Origin of the sequence: Labrenzia sp. 011 (genome assembly GCF_003075075.1) — a bacterium.
Classification (GTDB): Bacteria; Pseudomonadota; Alphaproteobacteria; order Rhizobiales; family Stappiaceae; genus Roseibium.
Genome location: NZ_QCYM01000002.1, coordinates 439,358 through 462,953, shown reverse-complemented (window position 1 = coordinate 462,953; position 23,596 = coordinate 439,358). Strand labels below are relative to the sequence as shown.

Annotated in this window: 20 protein-coding genes and 1 pseudogene; 9 read left to right on the top strand and 12 right to left on the bottom strand. The window is 59.7% G+C overall.

Annotated features, from left to right (window positions below):
- On the bottom strand, positions 1–536 hold a 536-nt coding region (locus tag DCO57_RS04870), incomplete at its 3' end, for an IS110 family transposase (protein ID WP_116697760.1).
- A gap of 744 nt (positions 537–1,280) precedes the next feature.
- On the opposite strand from DCO57_RS04870, the gene DCO57_RS04860 reads away from it, so the two are divergent.
- The 6 genes from DCO57_RS04860 (at position 1,281) to DCO57_RS04835 (ending at position 8,191) form a co-directional block, all read left to right on the top strand.
- Positions 1,281–2,780: a DUF1254 domain-containing protein gene (locus DCO57_RS04860; protein WP_116697699.1), complete on the top strand. Its 1,500-nt coding sequence runs from the start codon at positions 1,281–1,283 to the stop codon at positions 2,778–2,780.
- Positions 2,781–2,844: 64 nt separating this feature from the next.
- Positions 2,845–4,458: a DUF1254 domain-containing protein gene (locus DCO57_RS04855; protein ID WP_116697698.1), complete on the top strand. Its 1,614-nt coding sequence runs from the start codon at positions 2,845–2,847 to the stop codon at positions 4,456–4,458.
- A 72-nt stretch (positions 4,459–4,530) separates the two neighbouring features.
- Positions 4,531–5,553, top strand: coding sequence for a DUF1254 domain-containing protein (locus tag DCO57_RS04850; protein ID WP_116697697.1), 1,023 nt, complete (start codon positions 4,531–4,533; stop codon positions 5,551–5,553).
- A 172-nt stretch (positions 5,554–5,725) separates the two neighbouring features.
- Positions 5,726–6,268 (top strand): hypothetical protein, encoded by a 543-nt coding sequence (locus DCO57_RS04845; protein WP_116697696.1) that lies wholly within the window; start codon positions 5,726–5,728, stop codon positions 6,266–6,268.
- 98 nt (positions 6,269–6,366) lie between these two features.
- The gene (locus tag DCO57_RS04840; RefSeq protein WP_133192630.1) at positions 6,367–7,170 is read left to right on the top strand and encodes a hypothetical protein; all 804 of its coding nucleotides are present in this window, start codon (positions 6,367–6,369) and stop codon (positions 7,168–7,170) included.
- 217 nt (positions 7,171–7,387) lie between these two features.
- A complete protein-coding gene (locus DCO57_RS04835) occupies positions 7,388–8,191 on the top strand; it encodes a transporter (protein WP_165814641.1) in 804 nt (267 codons plus the stop codon).
- A gap of 524 nt (positions 8,192–8,715) precedes the next feature.
- Here the strand turns inward: DCO57_RS04835 and DCO57_RS04830 are convergent.
- From DCO57_RS04830 to DCO57_RS04780, 11 genes and pseudogenes are all read right to left on the bottom strand, one after another.
- Positions 8,716–8,868: pseudogene (locus DCO57_RS04830) on the bottom strand (rubrerythrin family protein); the annotation flags it as partial.
- An 8-nt stretch (positions 8,869–8,876) separates the two neighbouring features.
- Positions 8,877–9,782 carry an IclR family transcriptional regulator gene (locus tag DCO57_RS04825; protein WP_116697694.1) on the bottom strand — a complete coding sequence of 302 codons (906 nt, stop codon included), beginning with the start codon at positions 9,780–9,782 and terminating at the stop codon, positions 8,877–8,879.
- A gap of 77 nt (positions 9,783–9,859) precedes the next feature.
- A complete protein-coding gene (locus DCO57_RS04820) occupies positions 9,860–10,993 on the bottom strand; it encodes an MFS transporter (protein WP_165814640.1) in 1,134 nt (377 codons plus the stop codon).
- A 114-nt stretch (positions 10,994–11,107) separates the two neighbouring features.
- Positions 11,108–11,914, bottom strand: coding sequence for an ABC transporter ATP-binding protein (locus tag DCO57_RS04815; protein WP_116697692.1), 807 nt, complete (start codon positions 11,912–11,914; stop codon positions 11,108–11,110).
- Positions 11,911–12,693 (bottom strand): ABC transporter permease, encoded by a 783-nt coding sequence (locus DCO57_RS04810; RefSeq protein ID WP_165814639.1) that lies wholly within the window; start codon positions 12,691–12,693, stop codon positions 11,911–11,913. The genes DCO57_RS04815 and DCO57_RS04810 overlap by 4 nt, the downstream gene beginning before the upstream one ends.
- A complete protein-coding gene (locus tag DCO57_RS04805) occupies positions 12,690–13,088 on the bottom strand; it encodes a RidA family protein (RefSeq protein WP_116697690.1) in 399 nt (132 codons plus the stop codon). The genes DCO57_RS04810 and DCO57_RS04805 overlap by 4 nt, the downstream gene beginning before the upstream one ends.
- Positions 13,085–14,077, bottom strand: coding sequence for an ABC transporter substrate-binding protein (locus DCO57_RS04800; protein WP_116697689.1), 993 nt, complete (start codon positions 14,075–14,077; stop codon positions 13,085–13,087). The genes DCO57_RS04805 and DCO57_RS04800 overlap by 4 nt, the downstream gene beginning before the upstream one ends.
- Positions 14,078–14,667: 590 nt before the next feature.
- Positions 14,668–15,651 (bottom strand): iron exporter MbfA, encoded by a 984-nt coding sequence (mbfA, locus tag DCO57_RS04795; protein ID WP_116697688.1) that lies wholly within the window; start codon positions 15,649–15,651, stop codon positions 14,668–14,670.
- 242 nt (positions 15,652–15,893) lie between these two features.
- Complete coding sequence (locus DCO57_RS04790) at positions 15,894–17,288, bottom strand: aspartate aminotransferase family protein (RefSeq protein WP_116697687.1); 1,395 nt, start codon at positions 17,286–17,288, stop codon at positions 15,894–15,896.
- 30 nt (positions 17,289–17,318) lie between these two features.
- Positions 17,319–18,737, bottom strand: coding sequence for a glutamine synthetase family protein (locus DCO57_RS04785; RefSeq protein ID WP_116697686.1), 1,419 nt, complete (start codon positions 18,735–18,737; stop codon positions 17,319–17,321).
- A 130-nt stretch (positions 18,738–18,867) separates the two neighbouring features.
- Positions 18,868–19,530 carry a GntR family transcriptional regulator gene (locus DCO57_RS04780; protein ID WP_165814638.1) on the bottom strand — a complete coding sequence of 221 codons (663 nt, stop codon included), beginning with the start codon at positions 19,528–19,530 and terminating at the stop codon, positions 18,868–18,870.
- Between the two features lie 186 nt (positions 19,531–19,716).
- Between DCO57_RS04780 and DCO57_RS04775 the strand changes: the two genes are divergently transcribed.
- From DCO57_RS04775 to DCO57_RS04765, 3 genes are all read left to right on the top strand, one after another.
- Positions 19,717–21,105, top strand: a complete 1,389-nt coding sequence (locus DCO57_RS04775) for a glutamine synthetase family protein (RefSeq protein ID WP_116697684.1) — start codon at positions 19,717–19,719, stop codon at positions 21,103–21,105.
- A gap of 150 nt (positions 21,106–21,255) precedes the next feature.
- Positions 21,256–22,350, top strand: a complete 1,095-nt coding sequence (locus tag DCO57_RS04770; protein ID WP_116697683.1) for a polyamine ABC transporter substrate-binding protein — start codon at positions 21,256–21,258, stop codon at positions 22,348–22,350.
- Positions 22,351–22,431: 81 nt separating this feature from the next.
- A complete protein-coding gene (locus DCO57_RS04765) occupies positions 22,432–23,592 on the top strand; it encodes an ABC transporter ATP-binding protein (RefSeq protein WP_116697682.1) in 1,161 nt (386 codons plus the stop codon).
- Positions 23,593–23,596: the final 4 nt, after the last annotated feature.

The following is a 23,596-nucleotide window of genomic DNA, read 5'->3' as shown; positions in this document are numbered from 1 at the left end:
GCATCACGGGCCGTTTCGGGAAGAGCCGTTGCCGGGTCGCAGATGTGATCCATCAACTTACCAGTGTTGCTTACGCCTTTAGGGACGATGACCCCAAATTCTGCCAGATGACCCCGCAGCGCATTGATGATCTGTGTACGTTGCCGGATCAATAGCTCGCGCGTCCGCAATATGACGGCAATGCCCTGACGCTCTTCACTCTTAACAGCAACAAATCGCATCGTCGGGCGGGTCGCGGCTTCACAAATCGCTTCCGCATCCGCAACATCGTTCTTCTGACGCTTCACGAATGGTTTCACGTAAATGGGCGGTATCAACCGAACCTCGTGTCCCAAACGGGTAAGCTCGCGTCCCCAATAGTGGGCACTGCCACAGGCTTCCATTGCAACCAAGCATTTTGGTTGGGCCGCAAAGAAACTCAGAACCTGGCTACGCCGCAAGCGCCTGCGGAAAACAACTCCTCCGGACGGGTCTGCCCCATGAGCTTGGAATACCGATTTCGCCAAATCCAAACCAATTGTATGAACTTCTGACATCGACGCCTCCAAATAGGATTGAAACAAAACCTACCTTGGCACATCTGAGCCAGCGGCGGGCGTCTACATCATCAAGCCTGCCCGGTTCCATGAGGTTCAGGTCGCGGTCGACCGGTGTTCCGATATCGCGCATCACCGATATGCGGCTGTTCAGATGTGTCGCCCGGACCAGGGAAAGCCTGTTTTCCAAACGTAATCTCCTCGGTCCCCCCGCCAGTGATCTGGCGCGAAATGGGCAGAGACCGATGCCGAAATCAGGCAACATAACTGCAAGACGTACTGCAATGGGATATAAGTACCATGAACCGTCGAGCGAAAGTTGCCGCGCCGAGACTGACCGCGGTCAGATCCTTGATTGCCGAGCTTTCCCTGGCTGGTTCGATCTCGCTTGTTTCGGTAGCGCGGCATCTCGAGATCAGTCCGCGAACTCTGCAGCGGAGACTGAGCGGGGCCAGTCTCGACTTCCGGACATTGGTTGAGCAAAGCCGTTTCGATATGGCGAGACTCTTGCTGCGCGAGACGGATCTGAAGGTACAGGCCGTTGCAGCCAGGCTTGGCTACCGCACGCCGGGCGCCTTCTCCCGTGCCTTTGCAAGGTGGGCCGGATGCACGCCGCGAGCCTACAGGAACGCATGTGCAGGACAATTTCAAAGAAAGCAAGATTGGCGCGAAATGGGCAGAAGAGATGCACGGACTTGTGTAGCTTTTACTGAAAACCAAGACTTTCTCCGGGAGAAATAACGGATGTCGCGCCTGACTGCCATAAGCTTTTTTGCATTTTCCCTTGCCATGTCACCTGCGGTCGCGGACGTTACCTCTGCGGAACTCGGCGCAATCTCCATTCCGGACAAGGTCGAAACACCGGTCGGGACCCTCGAATTCTTCGACGGCGTGCCAAGGGACGCAACCGTTGCGGCGGTTTATGACAACCTTGATCGCATGCGCGGCATGCAGGTGTTCCTGGACAATGTCGGTGCCGTCTCGATGTACAGCGTGCGCATGGGGCTGGCCAATGCGGGCGCCAAGGGCGCGAACAGGATTGCCATCTTCGAACAGTTGATGGATTCCCAGACCCTGGTGGTGACGGCGAACACCTCGACACTTTATGCCTATACCTACACCGATCTCGCCAAGGACGGACCGACCGTGATCGAGGTGCCGCCGGGCATGCTCGGATTTCTCAACGACGCCTGGCAGCGCTTCGCCGGCAACATGGGCGTCACCGGGCCCGACAAGGGCAAGGGCGGAAAATATCTGGTCGTGCCACCCGGTTACGACGGCGCCATTCCCGAGGGCTATTTTCTGCTGAAGCCGCCGACCAACCGGAACTTCATGTTTCTGCGTGGCTCGATCAAGAATGGCCTGAAACCCGCGGTCGAGAACATCACCTCCAGGCTGAAGGTCTATCCGCTGAAGGATGCGGACAATCCCGCGGCGACCGAATTCGTCAACATGTCCAACAAGCCGTTCAACACGGTCTTCTCAAGCGATTTCTCCTTTTTCGAAAACCTCAACGAGATCATCCAGGAAGAGCCGATCGATGCCATCGGCCCCGAAGTGCGCGGCGAGATTGCCGCACTCGGCATCGTCAAGGGCAAGCCCTTCTCTCCGGATGACCGCATGAAGAAACTGCTGAGCGAGGCGGCAACCCTCGGCGCCGCGACGGCACGCGTCATCACCTACCATCCCCGCATCGAGGGGGTGCGGATCTATCCTGACGATCCGAACAGTGTCTGGTCCACGGCCTTTGCCAACAAGAACACCAGTTTTGAAGCAGACGGAACGATGGGTCTCGATGCGCGGACGCTGTACTACTTCAACGCAGGCGGCGTGACACCCGCCATGGCCGCGACCCATCCCGGACAAGGTTCCGACTATGCTCTGGCGGTGCTTGATGCCGAAAAGCAACCCTTCGACGGGTCGAAGACCTACAGGCTTCATCTGCCCAAGGATGTGCCGGTGAACGATTTCTGGGCGGTGACGATCTACGATACCCAGACCCGTTCGCAGCTTCAGACAGGCCAGCCATTCCCCACGATCGGCAGCCAGAGCGACGGTATGGCCAGGAATGCCGACGGCTCCTATGACGTTTATTTCGCCCCGGAAGCACCTGCAGGCAAGGAGGGCAACTGGCTACAGACCATTCCGGGCAAGAGCTGGTTCACCATACTGCGCATGTATGGCCCGCTCGAAGCCTGGATCGACAAGTCCTGGCGGCCGGGCGAAATCGAGATTGTGAAATAGGGTCTTGAACAAGCCCCTCATTTGACCCGTAGACGATTATTTTCTGAAAAGAGGAAAACATATCATGTACCGGCTCTCCAAGAGTTGTGGACTGCTTCTCGCCCTGTCGCTGGCGAGCGGCGCACACGCCGAGGTTACCAAGGAGGTGGTCCAGGCGCTCGGCGCTCCCGACAGCATCGAAACGAGCATCGGCACACTGGATTTCAAGGACGGCGCGCCAAGTGCCGAGACCGCTCGGAAGGTCTTTGACGCACTCGACTTCACCCGTGCCCTGAACGTCTACAACAACAGCTTTCGCGGTGCCTCGGCCCTGGGATTCCACAAGGGCTTCCAGAGCATCGGCGCCAACTACAACGATGTTGTCATCACGTCCGAACTGCTGGATTCGACGTCGCTCTTCCTGACCGGCAACGCCGACACCGTCTATTACCTCTCCGTCGTCGATCTCTCGAAGGGACCCATGGTAATCGAGCAACCTTCGGACGGCGTGGGCACCATCAACGACATGTGGTTCTCCTGGATCATCGATGTCGGCGGGCCGGGACCTGACCGCGGTCAGGGCGGAAAGTACCTGATCGTCGGGCCTGACTATGATGGCCCGCTGCCTGAAGGCGGCTACTTCGTCGCGCATTCCAAGACCAACCGTATCCTCTATGCCTCTCGCGCCTATCTGGTGGACAACGACCCCAAGCCTGCGGTCGAGAACATCAAGACGCACATGAAGATCTATCCCTATGCCGAGGGCGCCTACGGGACGAGCATCGCCGAGGCGTTGACCGGTGCGGTGCGTCTTGGGGAAGATCCGAAGGTCCCCGACACAAAGTTCATCGAGGCGAGCGACCTCTCGTTCAACACCATCCCGCCCAGCGGTTTCGGCTTCTATGAGTGGATCAACGAGAACGTCCAGGCCGAGCCCGCCACCAGCTACGACGTGGAGCTCTCCGGACAGCTCGCCGCCATCGGCATCGTCAAGGGCAAGGAGTTCGCGCCCGACGAGCGGATGAAGAAGATCCTCGCCGATGCCGCGGCTGTCGGCCAGGCTGCCGGCCGGGTGCTGAACTGGCTTCCCTACAGCGCGCATCCGGACTGGGCCTACTACCCGGGCTCAATGTGGGGAAGCATGCTCTGGGAAGGCGGAGCCTTCTTCGAAACCCCGCCGCCGGCCTTCGTGGACGGAAAATTCAAGCCGCTGGCGCCGACCGGTGCCCGCACGCTGGATTCGCGCACGGCCTTCTACTACGGCTACACGCTCGACAGCCCCGGCATGATCATGAACATCCCCGGCGTTGGATCGCAGTATCTGATGGGCTTCACGGATGCCGACGGAGAGCCGTACGACGGTGCGAAGACCTACAAGGTGACGCTGCCCAAGAATATCCCGGCAAAGGCGTTCTGGTCCCTCACAGTCTATGACAACCAGACACGGTCGATGCTGCAGACACCGCAGAAGTACCCTCGCGCCGGATCGCAAAGCTATCCCTCGCCTGCGTCGACTGCGGCCGAGGACGGCTCCACCACGGTCTGGTTCAGCCCGCAACAGCCTGATGGCGTCGAACGGGGCAACTGGATCCAGACAGACCCGGAAAAGGGGTGGTTCACGATCCTGCGCCTCTATAGCCCGCTGCCGTCCTTCTTCGACAAGTCCTGGCGGCCGAGCGAGATCGAACTGGTGCAATAGGATTGCACCCGGAGGCACCGGCCCATCGACGGTGCCTCCAAATTCCCAGCCTTTCATGGAGAAACAACCCGAATGAAATCCCTTCCCACGCTTTCGCTGCTTGCCGCGATGGCGGTCCTGTCGGCGCCGCTGGCGGCCGTGGCCGAACCTGTCATCGTCAATGTCGATAATTTCGACAGAGCGCAGACCGACTTCGAGTTCGCCGGCATCGTCAAGCTGGCAGACGGCGTCAACAAGCTGCACCACAACCGGACACCGACGCCGATCGACAAGCAGAACGTCATCCGGATGAACCGCGACACGCTGTACAGCCTCGGCGTCGTCGATATTTCAAAGGGAGCGACCGTGACCATGCCGGATGCCGGAAAGCGATACATGTCGCTGATGGTCATCAACAACGACGGCTATGTGAACAAGGTTTTCTACGGCGCCGGCGCGCATCAGCTCACCGTTGAGGAATTTGATACGCCGATGGTCGGACTCGTCATCCGGACGCTGGCCGATCCGGAGAGCGAAGCCGATCTCGCCGAAGCCCACAAGCTCCAGGACATGATCGAAATCTCGGCCGGTTCCGATACTCCGTTTTCAATGCCCGACTACGACAAGGCAAGCTACGAGGCGACCCTTGAGCCGGTTCTCGACCTTGCCAAGGGGCTGAAGAGATACATCAACACCTTCGGTTCCAAGGAAGAAGTCAATCCGGTCCATTTCCTGATCGGCTCGGCCTCCGCCTGGGGAGGACTGCCGGACAAGGATGCCGTCTATGTGAACGTCGAACCCGGCCTGCCGGTCGGCGAATACGAACTGACCGTCAAGGACGTGCCGGTCAAGGGCTTCTGGTCGATCAGCCTCTATAATGCCAAAGGCTATTTCCAGCAGAACGACCTGCACGCCTACAGCCTGAACGATCTGACCGCAAAGCCGAACAGCGACGGGTCCTACACTCTCCGCTTCGGAGGCTGCGGAGCGGGCGTGGAGAATTGCCTGCCGATCATGGAAGGCTGGAACTATGCGGTGCGCATGTACGAGCCGGGCGAGGCAATCCAGAACGGAACCTGGACATTCCCAAGTCCGCCGACACCGCGGACAAAGTGACCGGATTGGCCGGTTGCCCGATCAATCTCGTGATTGGGGCCTGTCCGGCACAAGAAAGATGCCCCGAACGAAACACGGTCGCGGCAGGAAATCATTCGGGCCCTGATATCAGGGCCCGATCCGAAACGAGCGGCGATTGCGGCTCAGTATCAAACCTGGCGGGAGATTTCCGATGAAAAAGCAGGAACTTGCAGTAAACAGACGAACACTGGTCATGAGTCTCGCCTCAACCGCCGTGATCGCGGCAGGATCACACTCCTCCGCACATGCCGCGGAAGACCATGCCGACTTTCTTTTCGTGCAGACCTCAAAAGGCATGACCTTCGATGCGGCGACAAAGACGCTGACACTCAAGGACGTCAGCCCGACGACGCTGTTCTTTGCCGACCGACCAGAACGCATCGCCGGCAACATGACCACGGCTGCATTTCTTCCCTTTTGGGGCGAAGGCGCCGACAGCTTTCTGTCGGATCCGCCGAATGCGGATATTTCGGTTCTCGATGGCGAGACGCTGCATCAAACGGTTGCGGTGCTGATGGATCCGCGTCTCGACGGCAGCGATCTGATCTACACGGTAAAAACGATTGAAGGCACGTTCCCTGCCACGGGTGAAAACGTCTCCGTATTCATCGACGTCATCGGCATGCCCCTGACCCCTCTTTCCTTTGCAGGTGCCCGTCGTCGCGGTTTTCGCCGCGCGTATATGTACCGGTAAACGCAACCCGCAGTGTGGCGCGGGCGAGAAGATTGCCTGTGCCCTTGAAACCACCTTGTCCGCCGGACTTGTGATCGCAGGTCATCATGGGGCTGTTCATGAAAGTTGATTTGTTGCAAGGCTTCGATATGTGGAAACGGGTGCTGAAATCGGCTGCGGCGAGCGGTCTTCTGATCTGCCTCGGATCTACCGTGATGGCCGACGAAGGCGGGCCGGACCTGGCACCGGAACCCTTCCACGGATGGCAGTTCGAAGCCGGTCTATACGGCTGGCTCCCGGACATCGACATGACCACGTCCGCCGGGGACAACATTGAACTGCCGCTCTGGCAGATACTGCAAAATCTGAACTTTACCGCGATGGGCCAGGTCTCGGCCGAGAAAGGCCGCTTTGGAGGCTTCTCCGATTTCGTCTACATGAACCTGCAGGGCACGGAAACCTCCACGGCGAAAATTGTCGGCCGGTCGGTCGAAACTGGCGTCGGCGTTGCGATTCAAGCCTTCATCAACACTTCCGGCATCACCTATGCGGCGATTGACACGCCCCGGACCAGAATCAGGGCGCTGGGAGGTTTCCGGTATACCTGGATCCAGTCCCAGTTGAGTTTCAATATCGGCAGGCTGGGCGGCGAAGTGAATGCGGATGGCCACGTCCTGGACGGAATTGTCGGCTTCAAGGGGGAGACGAGCCTGACGGACAGGTTTTACGTTTCCTACTACGGAGACATCGGAACCGGCCAGAGTGATCTGACCTGGCAGGCCTTTGGCGGTCTCAACTACCGTTTTGACCGGTTCGATGCCGTTCTGGGATATCGCTACCTGGACTATGATTTCGGCTCCAATTCAAAGCTCAGCGACATGACCGTAAACGGGCCTCTCGTTGGACTGAAAATGAGGTTCTAGACCGGCCTCTCTGAAGCAAGAACAAGATCTCATCCTTTTAGAAACCCCAAGTGCACATGCCCCGGAACGGAAGCGCTTGACCTCGTCAAGCGGCAGCAAAAGCGCAAGGCGTGTTCCGGCCGTCCTGAAGCAACGCGTCCGCCGAAGGTCCCCCGGCGAGGAGCTGAAAATCGTGCATGCATGAAATGACACCGACAGGAAACAGGGAGTTGCATCCATGGGCAGAAGCCTGATCAAACAAGCCTTGCTGGCAGTCACGCTGCTTTGCAGTGCCGGTTCCTACGCAACTGCGCAAAACGACGACCTGGCAAAAAAGCTCTCGAACCCCGTCGCTGCCCTGATCAGCATTCCCTTCCAGTGGAACTACGATCAGGGATACGGGCCGTCGAAGGGCAGCAAGATGACGCTGAACATCCAGCCGGTGATTCCGATTACGCTGAATGAACACTGGAACGTGATTTCGCGGACGATTGCTCCCGTGGCGTGGCAAAATGATATTGCAGGAAACTCCGGCACCCAGTTCGGATTGGGAGACATCACGCAAAGTCTGTTTCTGTCACCTCAGCAGCCCGGCTTCGGCGGCCTGATCTGGGGCCTGGGCCCGGTTCTGCTCGTTCCGACAGGTACCGACAGTCTCCTCAGCTCGAAGAAGTGGGGCGCCGGCCCAACCGGAGTTGTCCTGCGTCAGCAAGGTCAATGGACATACGGTGCACTGGCCAATCACGTGTGGTCATTTGCCGGGGACGAAGCCAGAAAGGACGTGAATTCGACCTATATCCAGCCGTTTCTATCCTACACGACCAAGGACGCCTGGACATTCACCCTGAACGCCGAGTCCTCCTATGACTGGACCTCCGACGAATGGTCTGTCCCCATCAATGCAATGGTTTCAAAACTGGTCACCGTCGACAAGCAGCCCATCAGTCTGCAGGCCGGTGTGCGATATTATGCGGCCAGCGCGGACAACGGCCCCGACGGCTTTGGTGCAAGGGCGGCCGTGACGTTCCTTTTTCCAAAATAGATTTTTCCTCCACCGTTGATTGGACCCCGCCCCAACTCGAGAACGGAGAATGAAGCGAACGAGATTCACGGACGGGGGAAAAGACGAAGATCGAATGCACCAGTAAACTCTCCGATGAAATCAGCCAGAAGGTCACCCAGGAGCGTGTGAAGTATGATGTTGTGGCCGACTGTGCGAAGCTGATGGATGTTGTGGGGACGACTTCTGCTGCTTGAAAGGGCTGAACAAGTGAGCTGGCTCGGGAAATCTGAACGGCCAGGATAAGTGGAATTCGTGCCTGCGTTTGGCCTGGATGCCGGAAAAAGGAGAACCCATCACGAGACGATGCCATATTGCGCAGACAATTATCCGCGCTTTGGCATCATTCGGGCCGAAAGTGTAAGTATACGCCACTCCTTTGAATGCCTGTATCGTCCAACAGGCTACCGAAAGCGGCCAGTCCACTACCTGCCACTTTTCGGTTATTTGTTCTCATCGCCGTGAACGCTTTCTTCCAGCATTCTGCTCTCCCGCCTGGTCTCAGGGTTCCCGATCAGCACACCGGCAGCGAAGACCAGGGAGCCGCCGAGGACGACCTGAAAGGCAGCGCGCAGGAAGGGGGGCATGAAGCGGTTCTGGATCCAGGCGATCGCCCACAGTTCCACGAAGACCACCATGGCGGCCACCGTCGTGGCGCTCTTCGAATTTAACAGCAAGCGTCTGAAATAGCCTTTGACGTGGCAATGACCCTTTGCTGAACCTCGCGCAGGCTTTTCAGGTCATCATTGTTCCTTCGCGCAAGACAGCCAATCGATCCTATCACGCCGCCGGCGGGGTTTCGAATGGCAGCAGCAAGACTGAATACGTCAGTGCTGTACTCCCCCGCGTCTACTGCAAAACCGTGCCGGCGAACCTGCCGAAGGCTTTCTACAAGATCTCCCAACGAGACGATGGTCAGGTCGGTAAAGCCTGTCAGGCCACGGTCAGCCACAACCCGTGCAATTTGTGGCTCCGGTAGCCATGCCAAAATCGCTTTTCCCAGTGCCGTGGCATGCGGTGCGCGGCTCAGGTGCTGGCGATAGGCGATTATGGAAATGCCGCTTGCGGCTTCAACATCAACGGTAATCGTCAGCTCGGTGCCTGAGAAAACGGCCATGCAGGCGGTATGTCCGGTGTCTTCCGCCAGCCTTTCCAGGTGTGGAATGGCTGTTTGCCTGATTTCGAAATGGGAGCGCTCACGGCGGGACATTTCGTTTATTTTAGGGCCCAGCTGATAAGTGCGGGGATGCTGGTTTCGGGTGACGAAGCCGCGTTTCACAAGCGAATTCAGCAAGTGGTAGCAGGTCGGGCTTTTCAGATCCAAGGCTTCCGCGATTTCCTGAAGCTTGGCCGGTCGTGTTGCGCCTGCCACATGTTCCAGGATCGATAGGGCCCGATCGACCGATTGTATCGTCACCCCTTCGCCGGCGCGTTTGTCATCGGTGGGCAGCTCCAGCCGATTTGTCTTTTCGGGACTGCCATGGTCCAGGACGATCTGTGTCTTGTCATCCGTTATATCGACAGGTTCAATCCGTCTTTGTTCCAGTGCAAGGGCATTTTCGTTCTTGTTCATCCGGCCCAACCGTTCATCCTAATTTGCAGGTCGTGTTTCCGGCCAATCCCGGACCGGAACATGCCGTGGTCTATGGATTACGCATCTGCCGAAGTTGAGCCATAGGCATTGATCAGCAGTGCAATGAGGCAAAAAGAAAATCCGGCTGCACAAACCGTAATCCAGCCACCGTGATGCCAGGAATAGCCGCCAACAATGGTGCCCACGGCGCCGCCAAGAAACCGAATGACCATGTAGGTCGTATTCAACCGGTTTGTTGAATTCCTGTCCAGAAAGAGAATGGTGGACATGCTGGTTACATGGCTCATTTGCATCCCCAGGTCGAGAAGAATCACCGCCGGTATTAACCAGACGAGGGTGTCCTGCGCCAGAAAGAACATCGCAAAGGCTGCCAGCATCAGACTGCCGCTGATGATCAGAACCAGCCTTTCGCTATACCGCTTGGTAAATTTTCCGGAGACGAGAGCGCCCAGAACGCCAGTGGCGCCAATCAGGGCAAATGTTCCCGCGACCTTCGCTGAATAGTGTTCCGGCATCGCATTGAGATGAAAGGCCAGGGTCGTCCAGAACAGACTGAATGCGCCGAACTGAAGTGCTGCGGCGAGCGATATGGTGCGAAGCGTGGCATGCCGCATATATATGTGCTTCAGGCTGAGTATGAGTTGATAGTAGGACCCCCTGAAGGTCGGGGCGACAGGGGAAAGCGATTTTCGCAATACCACCATCAGTATGAGCATCAGGCCTGCAGCAAGACCGTAGACTGCCCGCCATCCAAGCAGGTCACCCAGCCAGCCGCCGACAAACCGGGAAAGGACAATCCCGAGCAGCAGACCGGCCATCACCTTTCCGACAGCATCGGCTGCCTCGTTCGCGGGTACGCTCTGGCTGGCGATCGGGGGCAGCATCTGGGGGACGATACTTGTCAGGCCTATCAGGAAACCGGAGGCCAATACCGAAGGGTAGCTGTTGGAAAGACTGAATAGAACAAGCATCAGCGCTGACAGGAACATCAGGACTGTGATCATGTGGCGGCGGTCCAACCGGTCGCCGAGAGGAAGGAGCAGCAACAAACCCAAGGCGTAGCCGATCTGGGTGATGCTCGCTATCCAGGAAGCTGCCTGCGCGGAGATGTCCAGACTTTCGGACATTTCCTGAAGCAGAGGTTGATTGTAATAGTTGTTGGCAACGACCGCCCCGGCAGCGAACGCCATGAGCCAAATTGTCCGTCCGGAGTTACACGGCCCGTTTCGTGTCATTTTTATTGGCCTTGCGAGAGAGGACACCCCAGCACCTGGGGTGCTGGAGCGACGCCAGTTTCCGTGTTCCTACAGGACCCCGGCTTCGTGGAAGAGATTCCGGATATCGTCTACCGTTTCCTCGAAAAAAGGATCCCGCCTGACGGCAGGAGTCCGCGGCTGCGGCAGATCGATCGAATACCGACGTAAAACCCTGCCCGGTCGGGGGCTCATGACAATCACCTGATCTGCCATGCTGACGGCTTCTTCAATGTCGTGCGTGATAAACAGCACTGTCTTGGTATCTTCCGCCCAAATGCGATTCAGGTCTTGCTGCATTTTTTCTCGGGTCAGGGCATCCAGTGCTCCGAAAGGCTCATCCATCAGGAGGACAGACGGTTTGGCCAGAAGCGCGCGGCAGATGGAAGCCCGTTGCCGCATTCCGCCGGAAAGTTCCCCGGGATAGTGATTGCAGAAGTCGTGCAAACCGACATCGCGCAAAAGCTGCCTGCCTGTTGTGCGCGCCTGTTCCATGTTCAGCTTTTTCACCTTTGCCGGGAGAACCACATTCTCCAGGACCGTCAGCCAGGGAAGAAGCACGTCGCTTTGAAAGACAATGCCAACATCGTGGAATGGTCCTGTGAGCGGATTGCCGTCAAGCGCGATAGTTCCACGAGTAGGGCTGGCGAGACCGGCGACGAGGGAGAGCAAGGTGCTCTTGCCACAGCCGGAGGGCCCCAGCACTGAACAGAAGGTGCCGGCGGGAATTTCCAGATTGACATCTTCCAGGGCAGTTACAACGCTGCCGCGGCGGGCGAAATCCATTCCGACGTTTCGAATGGAAATCGAAGCGCCTTTGTTATCTGCTATGGCAAGAAGTTCATCGGTCTCGCTCATCGGCGTGCCTCGTCGTTTTCTTGGGATCGCAAGGGCGCAGGAAGAATGAGATGTTCGACGAGGACCACTGCGTAATAGATCACTGCCCCGATCAGGGACAGGAGAACCAGGCACGCAAACAGGAGCGGAATTTCAAGGTTGTTGTTGGCAATGAGCTGCAGATAGCCAAGCCCGCTCGTGGCAGCGATGAACTCTCCCACGATTGCTCCAACCACTGCAAAGGCCGAAGAAATCTTGATGCCGGCAAATATGTAGGGCGTTGCCATGGGGATGCGCACCCGCAAAAAGGTCTCGACAGAAGTGCTTCCCAGGGATTGCATCAGGCGGATCATGTCGGGAGGCGTTCGAGATAAACCCACCACCGTGTTTACGACCACCGGGAAAAAGGCAATCGAGAACGCGATCAGGACTTTCGGCAGCAGTCCGAAGCCGAACCAAACGACAAAGATTGGAGCGAGTGCCACCTTCGGTATGGACTGGCTGGCAACAAGAAGGGGGTATATCGTTCTTTCAAGCCAGGGTGAGCAGGAAATCAGAATCGCAAGAGGAAGGCCTACGGCGATCCCCAGGAGAAACCCGAGAACGGCTTCCACAAGAGTGACGCCGCTATGTCGCAGCAGGGATTGCCAATGATCGGCAATTGCAGCGCCGATGGCACTGGGAGCTGGCAGGACGTATTGTGGTACATCGAAATAGTCGACGCCGAATTCCCAAAAGCCAATGAGCGCGAGAAACGCGAAAATAGGTGGGAGCACCTTGTAAATGCTGGGGGGAATCAAGACTGTTTGCTCCTGACGGCGACAAATTCTATTTCCATGTCATCTTGTTGATTGAGGCCCGAGACTTCCACAATGGAGCGCGTGGGCCATTCAGGTCCGAAGAACGCTTCATACGCCTCGTTGATTACGGGGCGCAGCCTGGCCATGTCGGTGACGAATACAGTTGATGAGAGTACCGACATGGCGTCGCTGCCATGGTGGGCAAGTATCAGACCGAGCTGTTCGAAGATGAGCTCAATCCGTTTCTCGACCGTTTCGGCGGGAAGGCCGGTTTCCGTCTCGATCCCGCGGATGCCGGAAATGAAAATCATGCCGTTCCACTCGACGGTACGCGCCCACGGACCAGTTGCCGTGGGTACGCCGTCAATCGCAAAAGTGCGCTTGATCCCGCTCATTTGTCGAGGAACTCATTGGTGAAGTAGGCGGAAGCTTCTTTCTTCGTGTCGATCACCCCCGCGCTTTCGAGTGCGTCAAGTGTCGCCTGCCATCCCTCAATGCTGCCTTCAAAGAGTGTGGAGGGTTCACCCATGTTCAGAAAGCCGACAAGCGCCTCAACCTGTCCTTTTGTTGCTTCCGGTTGAAGAACGTCCGGATAAGCGCTGGTTGCGATGCTTATGGCTTCGTCAGGGTTGTCGAGAGTGAACTGGAACGCTTCCTTCGCACCAGCCAGAAAGGCGCTGACCTGTTCCGGTTGGTTCTCGATCATGTCGGTCGATGTGACCAGGGTATATCCGATGATCCGGAAGCCGTAGTCACCGACCGCGATCGAATTCAAATCTTCGCCGGCTTTCGATTTCAGTACCGGAAGTTCGTTGGTCAGGAAGATGTCAGCCAGGATATCGACCTGTCCGCTCAGGAGCAGATTGAACCGGGCGCCGGGGTTGACGCTGACGACTTCAACCTTGCTGACATCGATGTCATTGGTCGCAGCAAAGGCTTCCCAGATGTTGTTGAAAGTAGAGGCTGACGCAATTTCCACGGTCTTGCCTTCGAGGTCCTTCGGGGACTGGAGCGAGATACCGGGGCGTGCAACCATGCCCATGGAGTCGACCTTCGACACGGTGGCGATAGCCTTGACCGGCATCCCGTTGTTGACGGCCTGGATCAATTGGACAGATGGAACATATGCGAAGTCGTCTTCGCCGGTCGCTACCGACTGCAGGGCAAGCGTTGCACCGCTGCCTTCCTCGACCGAAACGGTTGTTCCATTTCTAGAGAACATCCCTTTGTCGGAACCGACGACAAAAGGCGTGAATTCACCCTTCATCTTCCAATTCAGCCGCAGGCTCAGATCATCGGCCATTGATGGTTGACTGAAGGCAAGCAGCGCCGCACTGACGCCCAGAAGTGCAGAAAGTTTGAATTTTTTACGCTGGATCTGCATGTCTATCTCCGTGTGTGTTCCAACGGATGAGGGGCTTGAAACCGACGGAAGCGGCTGGCAGTTGCGGGGAGGGCAATGCTCTTGGCCGTGTTGGTTCTTCGCTTTAGTCCTGACATCGCGTCTCGTAATTTCATAATGCCAGTATGAGTATTCAGATTATTTCTTCATGTTAAATGCGTAGGGTGCTCAAAATCACTCAATCCTGCGGGTTTGCTCAAAATAAGTGCGTAATGTTCAATGACATAACACCAAATGTTGCCCTGCTGTGCAGAGTGCTATTTGCCCATGTTAATTATTTTATATTATAAAATATCTGTATTTTGACGCTGTTTGTCCTGATGCCCGGATTGTCATCGAAAAAGAAGCGGTTCACGAGGGAGGTGTGAATGCCATTGCGAGCTGGAGTGAAAAGTCCCGCCGTCCCTTGAGGAGGGGCAGCGCTGACGGGATCGAACTCACGTCAAACGCTATGCCCAAATGGCAACAGGGCCGTCGCGTCAGGTAGCGATATATCGCGCCAGGCACAGGCCGGACCGTGAAGAGAAGAGTTAACTTGTAAATCCGGACAATCGGGAAGCAGGTCGCCCCGCTCAGGCGTTCCCGATCAGAACGCCGGCGGCGAAGACCAGGGAGCCGCCGAGGACGACCTGGAAGGCAGCGCGCAGGAAGGGGGTTTCCATGAAGCGGTTCTGGATCCAGGCAATCGCCCACAGTTCCACGAAGACCACCATGGCGGCCACCGTCGTGGCGGTCCAGAATTGCGGGATCAGGTAGGGCAGGGCGTGGCCGAGACCGCCGATGGCGGTCATGATGCCGGAGGCAAGGCCGCGCTTGAGCGGCGAGCCGCGGCCCGACAGGACGCCATCGTCATGGGCCGCTTCGGTGAAGCCCATCGAGATGCCTGCGCCGACCGAGGCCGACAGGCCGACCAGAAAGGTCTGCCAGGTGTCCTGGGTGGCGAAGGCAGCGGCGAAGATCGGTGCCAGCGTCGACACGGATCCGTCCATCAGCCCGGCCAGGCCGGGCTGCACATAGGTCAGGATGAACTGGCGGCGTTCGCTCTGGCGTTCCTCCTCGCGCACATCCTCGGGCGTGTGCTCGTGGCCGAGTCGCTGCGCCAGGCTCTCGTGGACCTTCTCGGCGGCGGCGAGGTCGCCCAGAAGCTTGCGGGTGCCCGCGTCGGACGTCCGTTTGGCGGCCTCGACATAGAAGCGATAGGCCTGATCCTCCATGGTCTCGGCCATGGAGCGGACCTTGTCGAGGCCCAGCGGGCGGACCAGCCAGTCGGGCTTGCGTTCGTAATAGCCGCGCACATGTTCGCGCCGGATCAGCGGGATCGTCTCGCCGAACCGGGCGCGGTGCTGCTCGATGAGGCGCTGACGGTGGGTGTTTTCCTCCCTGGCCATCTCCTCGAAGACCTTGGCGGAATGCGGATACTGCTCGCGCAGCCCTTCGGCATAGGCGGTGTAGATACGTGCGTCGTCTTCCTCGGAGGAAATCGCCAGCGCGAGGATCTCCTGCTCGGAAAGGGTCGCGAAATCCCGTTTTCCCAATCCGAAAACCCGTCCGAACATGCAAGCTCTCCTGTTGCTGCTTCCGTCCCGATTTGCCGCCGGCGCGTTGCCGTGGTCCGGCCCCCCCTCTGCGGTCCGGTCAGTACCGTTCGGGGGATCCCGGTCAAGAATGGCAACAATCCGCGACCCCTGCAGCATGCACATTGACACAGGTCATGCCCGGCCGGATCCGCCCCCCGGTTGTGGCTCTGCTCGTCGCCGATGCCGTTGCCGGCCCCGACGCCGCCGTCAGCCCCCTGCCATCACCCCAGCAGGCCATCCCGCTTCAGGATCTGGAACGTATCGTCCAGGGTCTTCTCGACGGTCTTCACGAGGAGATCCGCCTCTTCGTGGGTGAGCACCAGTGGCGGGGAGATGATCATGCTGTCGCGCACCGCGCGCATCACCATGCCGTTTTCGAAGGAGATGTCCCGGCAGATGGTGCCGGCGTTGCCCGGGTCGCGGAACGGCTTGTAGGGGCTGGTCTTGTCCGGTACCAGTTCCAGCGCGCCCATGAGGCCGGTCATGCGGGCCTCGCCGACCAGCGGATGGCCGGCGAGCTTGCGCCAGCGCTCCTGCAGATAGGGGCCGATGTCGGTTTTCACCCGCCCCACGAGACCTTCCCGCTCGATGATGTCCAGATTGGCGAGGGCCGCCGCCGCGCAGGCCGGATGGCCGGAATAGGTGTAGCCGTGGTTGAAATCCTCTCCGGCCAGCATCAGCCCCTCGGCGATCCGGTCGGAGACCAGGACGCCGCCCATGGGCAGGTAGCCGGAGGTCAGGCCCTTGGCGATGGGCATCAGGTCGGGCTCCATGCCGTAATAGGAGGAGCCGAACCATTCGCCCATGCGGCCGAAGCCGCAGATCACCTCGTCGGAGACGAACAGGATATCGCGCTCCTTGAGGATACGGCGCACTTCCGGCCAGTAGCTGTCCGGCGGGATGATCACGCCGCCCGCGCCCTGGATCGGTTCGGCGATGAAGGCGGCGACCTTGTCCTCGCCGAGTTCGTCGATGGCCTGTTCCAGCTTGCGCGCGGCGGCGATGCCGAAGTCCTGGGGGCTCATGTCATGGCCTTCGCCGAACCAGTAGGGCTGGTCGATGTGATGCACGCCGGGAACGGGCAGGTCGCCCTGCTGGTGCATGCCCTTCATGCCGCCCAGGCTGGCCCCGGCCAGGGTGGAGCCGTGATAGCCGTTCCAGCGGCCGATGATCACCTTCTTGTCCGGCTTGCCGAGCTTGTCCCAATAGGTGCGCACCATGCGGAACACGGTGTCATTGGCCTCGGACCCGGAAGAACAGTAGAACACCCGGTTGATGTGATCGGGCGCCAGCTTCGCGAGCCTTTCGGACAGGGCGACGGCGGGCGGATGGGTCGTCTTGAAGAAGGTGTTGTAATAGGACAGCTCGACCATCTGCCTGTGCACCGCGTCGGCGATCTCGGTGCGCCCGTGGCCCACCTGCACGCACCACAGGCCCGCCATGCCGTCGAGGATCTTCTTGCCTTCCGAATCGCGCAGCCACACGCCGTCGGCGCTGGTGATCACCCGCGTGCCCTCCGCGTTCAGCGACTTCATGTCGGAAAACGGATGCCAGTGGTGGGCGGCGTCGAGGTCCTGCAGGGCCTTGGTCGGATAGACGTTGGAATGGGCCGTCATGGCGGAAGCTCCGGATTGAGGTGGACGGGATCAGACGTTGAGCAGGAGATACTCCCGCTCCCAGGGGCTGATCACGGACATGAAGGTTTCGAATTCCTCGTATTTGATCGCCCGGTAGGTGGCGACGAACTGTTCGCCGAACACCTCGATCATCTCGTCGGACGTTTCGAATTTTCCCAGCGCTTCGGGCAGGCCGCGCGGCAGGGACCGGGCCCTGTCGGTGCAGTCGTCCGCCTTCGGCGCATCCGGCTTCAGGCCGTTGACGATGCCCAGATAGCCGCAGGCAAGGCTTGCTGCGATGGCCAGATAGGGATTGGCGTCGGAGCCGGGAATGCGGTTTTCCAGCCGCCGCGCCTGCGGATTGGAATAGGGTACGCGCAGGCCCACGGTGCGGTTGTCGTAGCCCCAGTAGACATTGACCGGGGAGGTCGAGGTTTTCGAGAACCGCCTGTAGGAATTGACGAAAGGCGCCATGATGCAGGTCGCCTTGGGCAGAAACTTCTGGTGCCCGGCGATGAAGGAGAGAAAGGCGGGAGTTTCCTCGCCATTCTCGCCGGAAAAGATGTTCTGCCCGGTTTCCCTGTCCACCACCGACTGGTGGATGTGCATGGCCGAGCCGGGCTGGTTGGTCATCGGCTTGGACATGAAGGTGGCATACATCTCGTGCCGGAGCGCCGCTTCGCGGATGGTGCGCTTGAACAGGAACACCTGGTCGGCCAGGGCGAGCGGATTGCCGTGGCGCAGGTTGATCTCCATCTGCGCCGCGCCTTCCTCGTGGATCATGGTGTCGATTTCCAGGCCCTGCTTGTCGGACAGGTCGTAGATGTCGTCGATCAGATCGTCGAATTCGTTCAGCGCGGAGATGGAATAGGACTGGCGGCCCACCTCCGGGCGCCCGGAGCGGCCCGTTGGCGGCTCTAGCGGATAGTCCGGGTCGGTGTTGGGCCGCACCAGGTAGAACTCGATCTCCGGGGCGATGATCGGATCCCAGCCCTTGTCCTCATAGAGTTTCAGGACCCGCTTGAGGACGTTGCGCGGCGCGGTTTCCAGTGGTGCGCCCTCGCGCGTGTAGGCGTCGTGGATCAGCTGGGCCGTGGGGTCGGTTTCCCAGGGAACCGTGGTCAGGGTGCTGTAGTCCGGCCGGAAGTACAGGTCGCCGTCCGTGGGGTTGTGCTTGAAGCGCTCGTCGTCTTCCGGATAGTCGCCGGAAATCGTCTGGGCGAAGATCGACGCGGGCATGGTCATCACCGGTCCGGAAAAGAACTTGCCGGTCGGCATCATCTTGCCGCGGGCGACGCCGGCGATATCGGGAACGATGCACTCGATGTCCTGGATATTGCGCGCGTTCAGCCAGTCCCGCGCCGCGTCGACATCGGGGACACCGCGCAGGCTGTCCGTCGGGTTCTGGGGTTCACTGGCAGGCGTGTCAGCAGTCACGGGAGGCTCCATCTGTTTGGCACCGGGAAGGAAATCGGGCTCCCGGCATATAGCCGCTCGCCAATCCTGTGTCCGGTGCCTGTCCTGGTCGCAGGATTTTGTGATCACAAAATGACACGGGACGGGGAAGGGATCAACAGGCTCATGCGCCCGCGAGAATTTCCTTGCCCAGAAGCCCCATGCCGTCGCGGATATCCGCTGCGATGGCCGCGTGCAAGGCGTCCTTGTCACCCAGCTCGATCGCCCGGATGGCTTCCTTGTGCCGGTCCACCAGACTGGCCGTGCCCACCCGGCCGTAGACCGTGCGCATGAAGGGGGCGAATTGCAGCCACAGACTGTCGATCAGCGGCAGCAGGACCCGCGATCCGGATGCCCGGTAGATGCTGAAATGAAAGGCATGGTTCAGCCGCAGATAGGCCTCCGCGTCGCCGTCGACGAGGCAGCGGTCGATGTCGTCATCGATGGTCTGCAGCCGGCCCGCGTCGCCGGCGGCGAGATTCGGCAGCGCCAGTTCCGCCAGTTCCGGCTCCAGGAGCAGCCGGGCCTTGAGTACCTCGTCGAAGCGCGTCGGCGTCATGTCCGGCACCTGGATGCGGCCGTTGGATTTGACTTCCAGCGCGTTTTCCGCCGCCAGTCGCTGCAGGACCTCGCGCACCGGCATGGGACTGACCCCCAGCTCCGCCGCAAGCCCCCGGATCGTCACGGATTTTCCCGGAATGAAACGCCCGGTCAGCAGGCCCGTGCGCACCGCCGCATCCACCTGCTCGCGGGTCGCGCCACGCGACGTGGCCGGGCCGGGTTGCAAAGCGGAGCGCCGATGGGGCAATGAGGTGATCCTCGCAGTGTTGAAAGACCGATTTGTGTGATCCGCCTTGACAGGCTCAGGGGAAAGTGATCACATTTTTCACAGTCAAGCAAACAAAAGCCGACGACCGGGCGCGACGTATCGTCCGGCCGGTGCCGGCAGAGGCAGGGGTTAAACGGACTCTCAATGAACGAGCTTCCCCACCAGACTCTCGAACATCCGGCCGAACCCGGATGGCAGACCGACTTCAACTCCTTCATGGCCGCGCATCCGGATCTCGACACGCTGGAGGTCGTTCTTCCCGACACCAACGGGGTCCTGCGCGGCAAATGGCTGCCCGGCAATGCGCTGCCCAAGGTGTTCGAGGGCGGCGTCGCCTTTCCCTATTCGCTTTTCGGGCTTGATGTCTGGGGCCGCGAGGTCGAGGCCACCGGCATGCATCTGGAAACCGGCGACAAGGACGGCGTGTGCTGGCCGATCCCCGAAACCCTGAAACTCGTGCCCTGGGCCGACCGCAAGACCGCCCAGGTGCTGCTGTCCATGTACGACCGGGACGGGCAGCCCTTTCTCGCCGATCCGCGCCACGTGCTGGAGAAGATGGTGGGGCGGCTGCAGGACGAGTTCGGCGTCACCGCCACCTGTGCCTTCGAACTGGAATTCTATCTTTTCGAGGAAAGCGACGGCGACTGGACGGAGCCACCCAAACCGCTGTTTTCCACCCATCTGGGCCCGGCGCGCCAGAACATGTACGCATTGTCGGACCTGGAGGCGCTGCTGCCGGTGGTCGACGATCTGCGCCGGGCCTGCGAGGCCCAGGGCATTCCCGCCGATGCGGCGGTCTCCGAGGCAGCCCCGGGCCAGTTCGAGCTGAACCTTCATCACCGGCGCAATCCGCTGCTGGCGGCCGATGACGTGGTGCTGCTGCGCCGCCTGGTGGCGGGCGTGGCCCGCAAGCACCAGCTGAAGGCCTCCTTCATGGCCAAGCCCTTCGTCGAGTGGCCTGGAAACGGCATGCATGTGCATGTGTCCATGGAAGACGGGAAGGGCAATCTGTTCGCCGATCCGGACAAGGGCGGCGAGCGGCTCGGATATGCCATCAACGGCCTGCTCAAGACCATGCCGGAGTCGCTGCTGCTGTTCATCTCCACCTTCAACGGCTTCCGCCGCATGCAGCCGGGGTCCTACGCGCCGGCGTCCATCTGCTGGGGCTACGACAACCGCTCGGTCGCCCTGCGCGTCCCGGCCTCCACGCCGGAAGCCGCCCGGGTGGAGCACCGGATCGCGGGCGCCGACGCCAATCCCTATCTGGTGCTGACCGGAATCCTGGCGGGCATGATGGAAGGCCTGCGCCTGAAGAAGGACCCGCCGGCTCCGGTCACCGGCAACGCCTACCAGAAGCGCAGAAAGCGCCTGACGCCCTGGATGGACGAGGCCATCGATGCCTTCGAGGCCTCCAAGCTGATGAAACAGGCAGTCGGCAAGGAAATGCACAAGGTGCTGACCGAGATCAAACGGGACGAACTGAACGAATTCGGCCGGGAGATATCCTCCCTGGAACGACAGACCTATTTGTGATGCAGACGGTGCCCAAAATCGGCGCTGGACAAAATCCCGGACCATCGCCAAGGTTCGGGAAAGACAAGGTGAGACAAGCGGCTACGGCCGTTTGCAAACAGGAAAAGGGCCCGGATCGGGTCACGGAAAACCTCTGAGGGGAGTTTCAGAATGTCATACAAATCCATGTTGACCGGAGTCGCCGTGCTCAGCCTTCTGGGCAGTGCGGCTGTCGCCCAGGACCGGGAGGTCCGGGTCTACAACTGGTCCGATTATATCGATGAGTCGATCCTGGAGGAATTCACCGAGGAAACGGGCATCAAGGTCGTCTATGATGTCTTCGACAGCAACGAAGTGCTGGAAACCAAGCTGCTGGCCGGCGGCACCGGCTACGACATCGTCGTGCCGACCGGAACCTTCCTGGCCCGCCAGATCCAGGCCGGTGTCTTTGCCGAACTGGACAAGTCCAAGCTTCCCAATCTTTCCAACATGTGGCCGGAAATCGAGGAACGGGTTCAGAAATACGATCCGGGCAATGCCTATTCCATCAATTACATGTGGGGCACCACCGGTCTTGGCTACAATGTCGAAAAGGTGAAGGAAGCTCTTGGCGAGGACGCGCCGGTCGACAGCTGGGACCTGTTCTTCAAGCCGGAGAACATGGAAAAGCTGGCAGATTGCGGCGTTCATGTCCTGGACGCGCCGACGGAATTGTTCCCGGCCGCGCTCAAATATCTCGGCCTTGATCCGGACAGCAAGGATCCGGCGGAAATCGAAAAGGCGGGCGAACTGCTCAAGACCATCCGCCCCTATGTGCAGAAGTTCCATTCTTCCGAATATATCAACGCCCTGGCCAACGGCGACATCTGCCTGGCGATCGGCTGGTCCGGCGACGTACTGCAGGCCCGTGACCGCGCAGCGGAAGCCGACAATGGCGTGACCGTGGAATACGCGATCCCGAAGGAAGGCGCCCTGATGTGGTTCGACCAGATGGCGGTTCCGGCCGATGCCCCGCACCCGGACGAGGCACATGAGTTCCTGAACTACATCATGCGTCCGGACGTCATGGCGAAGGCCTCCAACTATGTCTATTACGCCAATGGCAACAAGGCGTCCCAGGAGCTGCTCAACGACGACGTCATCGGCGATCCGGCGATCTATCCGAGCGAGGAGACGGTGGCCAATCTCTACACCGTGACCTCCTATCCGCCGAAGGTGAACCGGATTGTCACCCGCACCTGGACATCGGTGAAAAGCGGTCAGTAGGCCGCTGCCCGACCGCCGGGCCTGCAGCAGCGGGCCCGGCGGACCGGTCACTTGGGGTTTCTCTTGGGGTGGGGGTGTGTTTTGGCGAAAAAATCGATCGGGCCCGTACGGCGGGAATTCACGCCCTGGGAAAGCCCGGACCATCCGCCTTTCATCGAGTTCCGCAATGTCACCAAGAAATTCGGTGACTTCACGGCCGTCAACAACCTCTCCCTGAAAATCTACGAGCGTGAGTTCTTCGCGCTGCTCGGCGGCTCCGGCTGCGGCAAGACCACCCTCATGCGCATGCTCGCCGGCTTCGAAACGCCGACAACGGGGCAGATCTTTCTGGACGGCCAGGACCTTGCAGGTATTCCGCCCTTCCGCCGCCCCTCCAACATGATGTTCCAGTCCTATGCGCTCTTCCCGCATATGAGTGTGGAGAAGAATATCGCCTTCGGCCTCAAGCAGGACAGGCTGGCGCCCTCGGAGATCGGCGACCGGGTTGCCGAGATGCTGCGGCTGACCAAGCTGGAGCAATTCGCCAAACGCAGGCCGCATCAGCTGTCAGGGGGCCAGCGGCAGCGGGTCGCGCTCGCCAGGTCCCTGGCGAAACGCCCCAAGGTGCTGCTGCTGGACGAACCGCTCGGCGCGCTCGACAGAAAGCTGCGCGAGGAAACCCAGTTCGAGCTGATGAACATTCAGGAAGAGCTCAAGACGACCTTCCTGATCGTCACCCATGACCAGGAAGAGGCGATGACGGTCGCCGACCGCATCGCGGTGATGGACAAGGGGGAACTGGTCCAGGTGGCCACACCGGCGGAAATCTACGAGGCGCCGAATTCCAGGTTCGTGGCCGATTTCATCGGCGACGTGAACCTCATCGAAGCCACGGTGGTGCGGAAATCCGAGGCGGGCACGCGGCTCGACTCCGTTTGCGAGGGCTTCGCCATCGAGACCAACCAGACAACGGATGCCGGCATCGGCGACCGGGTCTGGTACGCCATCCGGCCCGAAAAGGTCCGCATCGCCCACGGCCGCGGCGAACCGGACGCCGCCAACCAGATCGATGGTCTTGTCTGGGACATCGCCTATCTCGGCGATGTGTCCATCATCCATTCGAAAGTCGGCAAGGGGGACAGGGACACCATCCTGCGGGCCACTTTCGCCAATGTGTCGCGCATGGTGGAAAATCCCATCACCTGGGACGATGAGGTGGTGCTGTCCTTCGACCGCGACGCCGGCGTCATTCTGAGGGGATAGGAGC

What these genes read in the sequence shown, in the direction of transcription:
- DCO57_RS04770 (WP_116697683.1), top strand. Translation starts at nt 21,256, where the DNA reads ATGTCATACAAATCCATGTTGACCGGAGTCGCCGTGCTCAGCCTTCTG.
- DCO57_RS04855 (WP_116697698.1), top strand. Translation starts at nt 2,845, where the DNA reads ATGTACCGGCTCTCCAAGAGTTGTGGACTGCTTCTCGCCCTGTCGCTG.
- DCO57_RS04775 (WP_116697684.1), top strand. Translation starts at nt 19,717, where the DNA reads ATGAACGAGCTTCCCCACCAGACTCTCGAACATCCGGCCGAACCCGGA.
- DCO57_RS04790 (WP_116697687.1), bottom strand. Translation starts at nt 17,288, where the DNA reads ATGACGGCCCATTCCAACGTCTATCCGACCAAGGCCCTGCAGGACCTC.
- DCO57_RS04820 (WP_165814640.1), bottom strand. Translation starts at nt 10,993, where the DNA reads ATGGCGTTCGCTGCCGGGGCGGTCGTTGCCAACAACTATTACAATCAA.
- DCO57_RS04850 (WP_116697697.1), top strand. Translation starts at nt 4,531, where the DNA reads ATGAAATCCCTTCCCACGCTTTCGCTGCTTGCCGCGATGGCGGTCCTG.
- DCO57_RS04825 (WP_116697694.1), bottom strand. Translation starts at nt 9,782, where the DNA reads ATGAACAAGAACGAAAATGCCCTTGCACTGGAACAAAGACGGATTGAA.
- DCO57_RS04860 (WP_116697699.1), top strand. Translation starts at nt 1,281, where the DNA reads ATGTCGCGCCTGACTGCCATAAGCTTTTTTGCATTTTCCCTTGCCATG.
- DCO57_RS04785 (WP_116697686.1), bottom strand. Translation starts at nt 18,737, where the DNA reads ATGGAGCCTCCCGTGACTGCTGACACGCCTGCCAGTGAACCCCAGAAC.
- DCO57_RS04835 (WP_165814641.1), top strand. Translation starts at nt 7,388, where the DNA reads ATGGGCAGAAGCCTGATCAAACAAGCCTTGCTGGCAGTCACGCTGCTT.
- DCO57_RS04805 (WP_116697690.1), bottom strand. Translation starts at nt 13,088, where the DNA reads ATGAGCGGGATCAAGCGCACTTTTGCGATTGACGGCGTACCCACGGCA.
- mbfA (WP_116697688.1), bottom strand. Translation starts at nt 15,651, where the DNA reads ATGTTCGGACGGGTTTTCGGATTGGGAAAACGGGATTTCGCGACCCTT.
- DCO57_RS04845 (WP_116697696.1), top strand. Translation starts at nt 5,726, where the DNA reads ATGAAAAAGCAGGAACTTGCAGTAAACAGACGAACACTGGTCATGAGT.
- DCO57_RS04840 (WP_133192630.1), top strand. Translation starts at nt 6,367, where the DNA reads ATGAAAGTTGATTTGTTGCAAGGCTTCGATATGTGGAAACGGGTGCTG.
- DCO57_RS04800 (WP_116697689.1), bottom strand. Translation starts at nt 14,077, where the DNA reads ATGCAGATCCAGCGTAAAAAATTCAAACTTTCTGCACTTCTGGGCGTC.
- DCO57_RS04815 (WP_116697692.1), bottom strand. Translation starts at nt 11,914, where the DNA reads ATGAGCGAGACCGATGAACTTCTTGCCATAGCAGATAACAAAGGCGCT.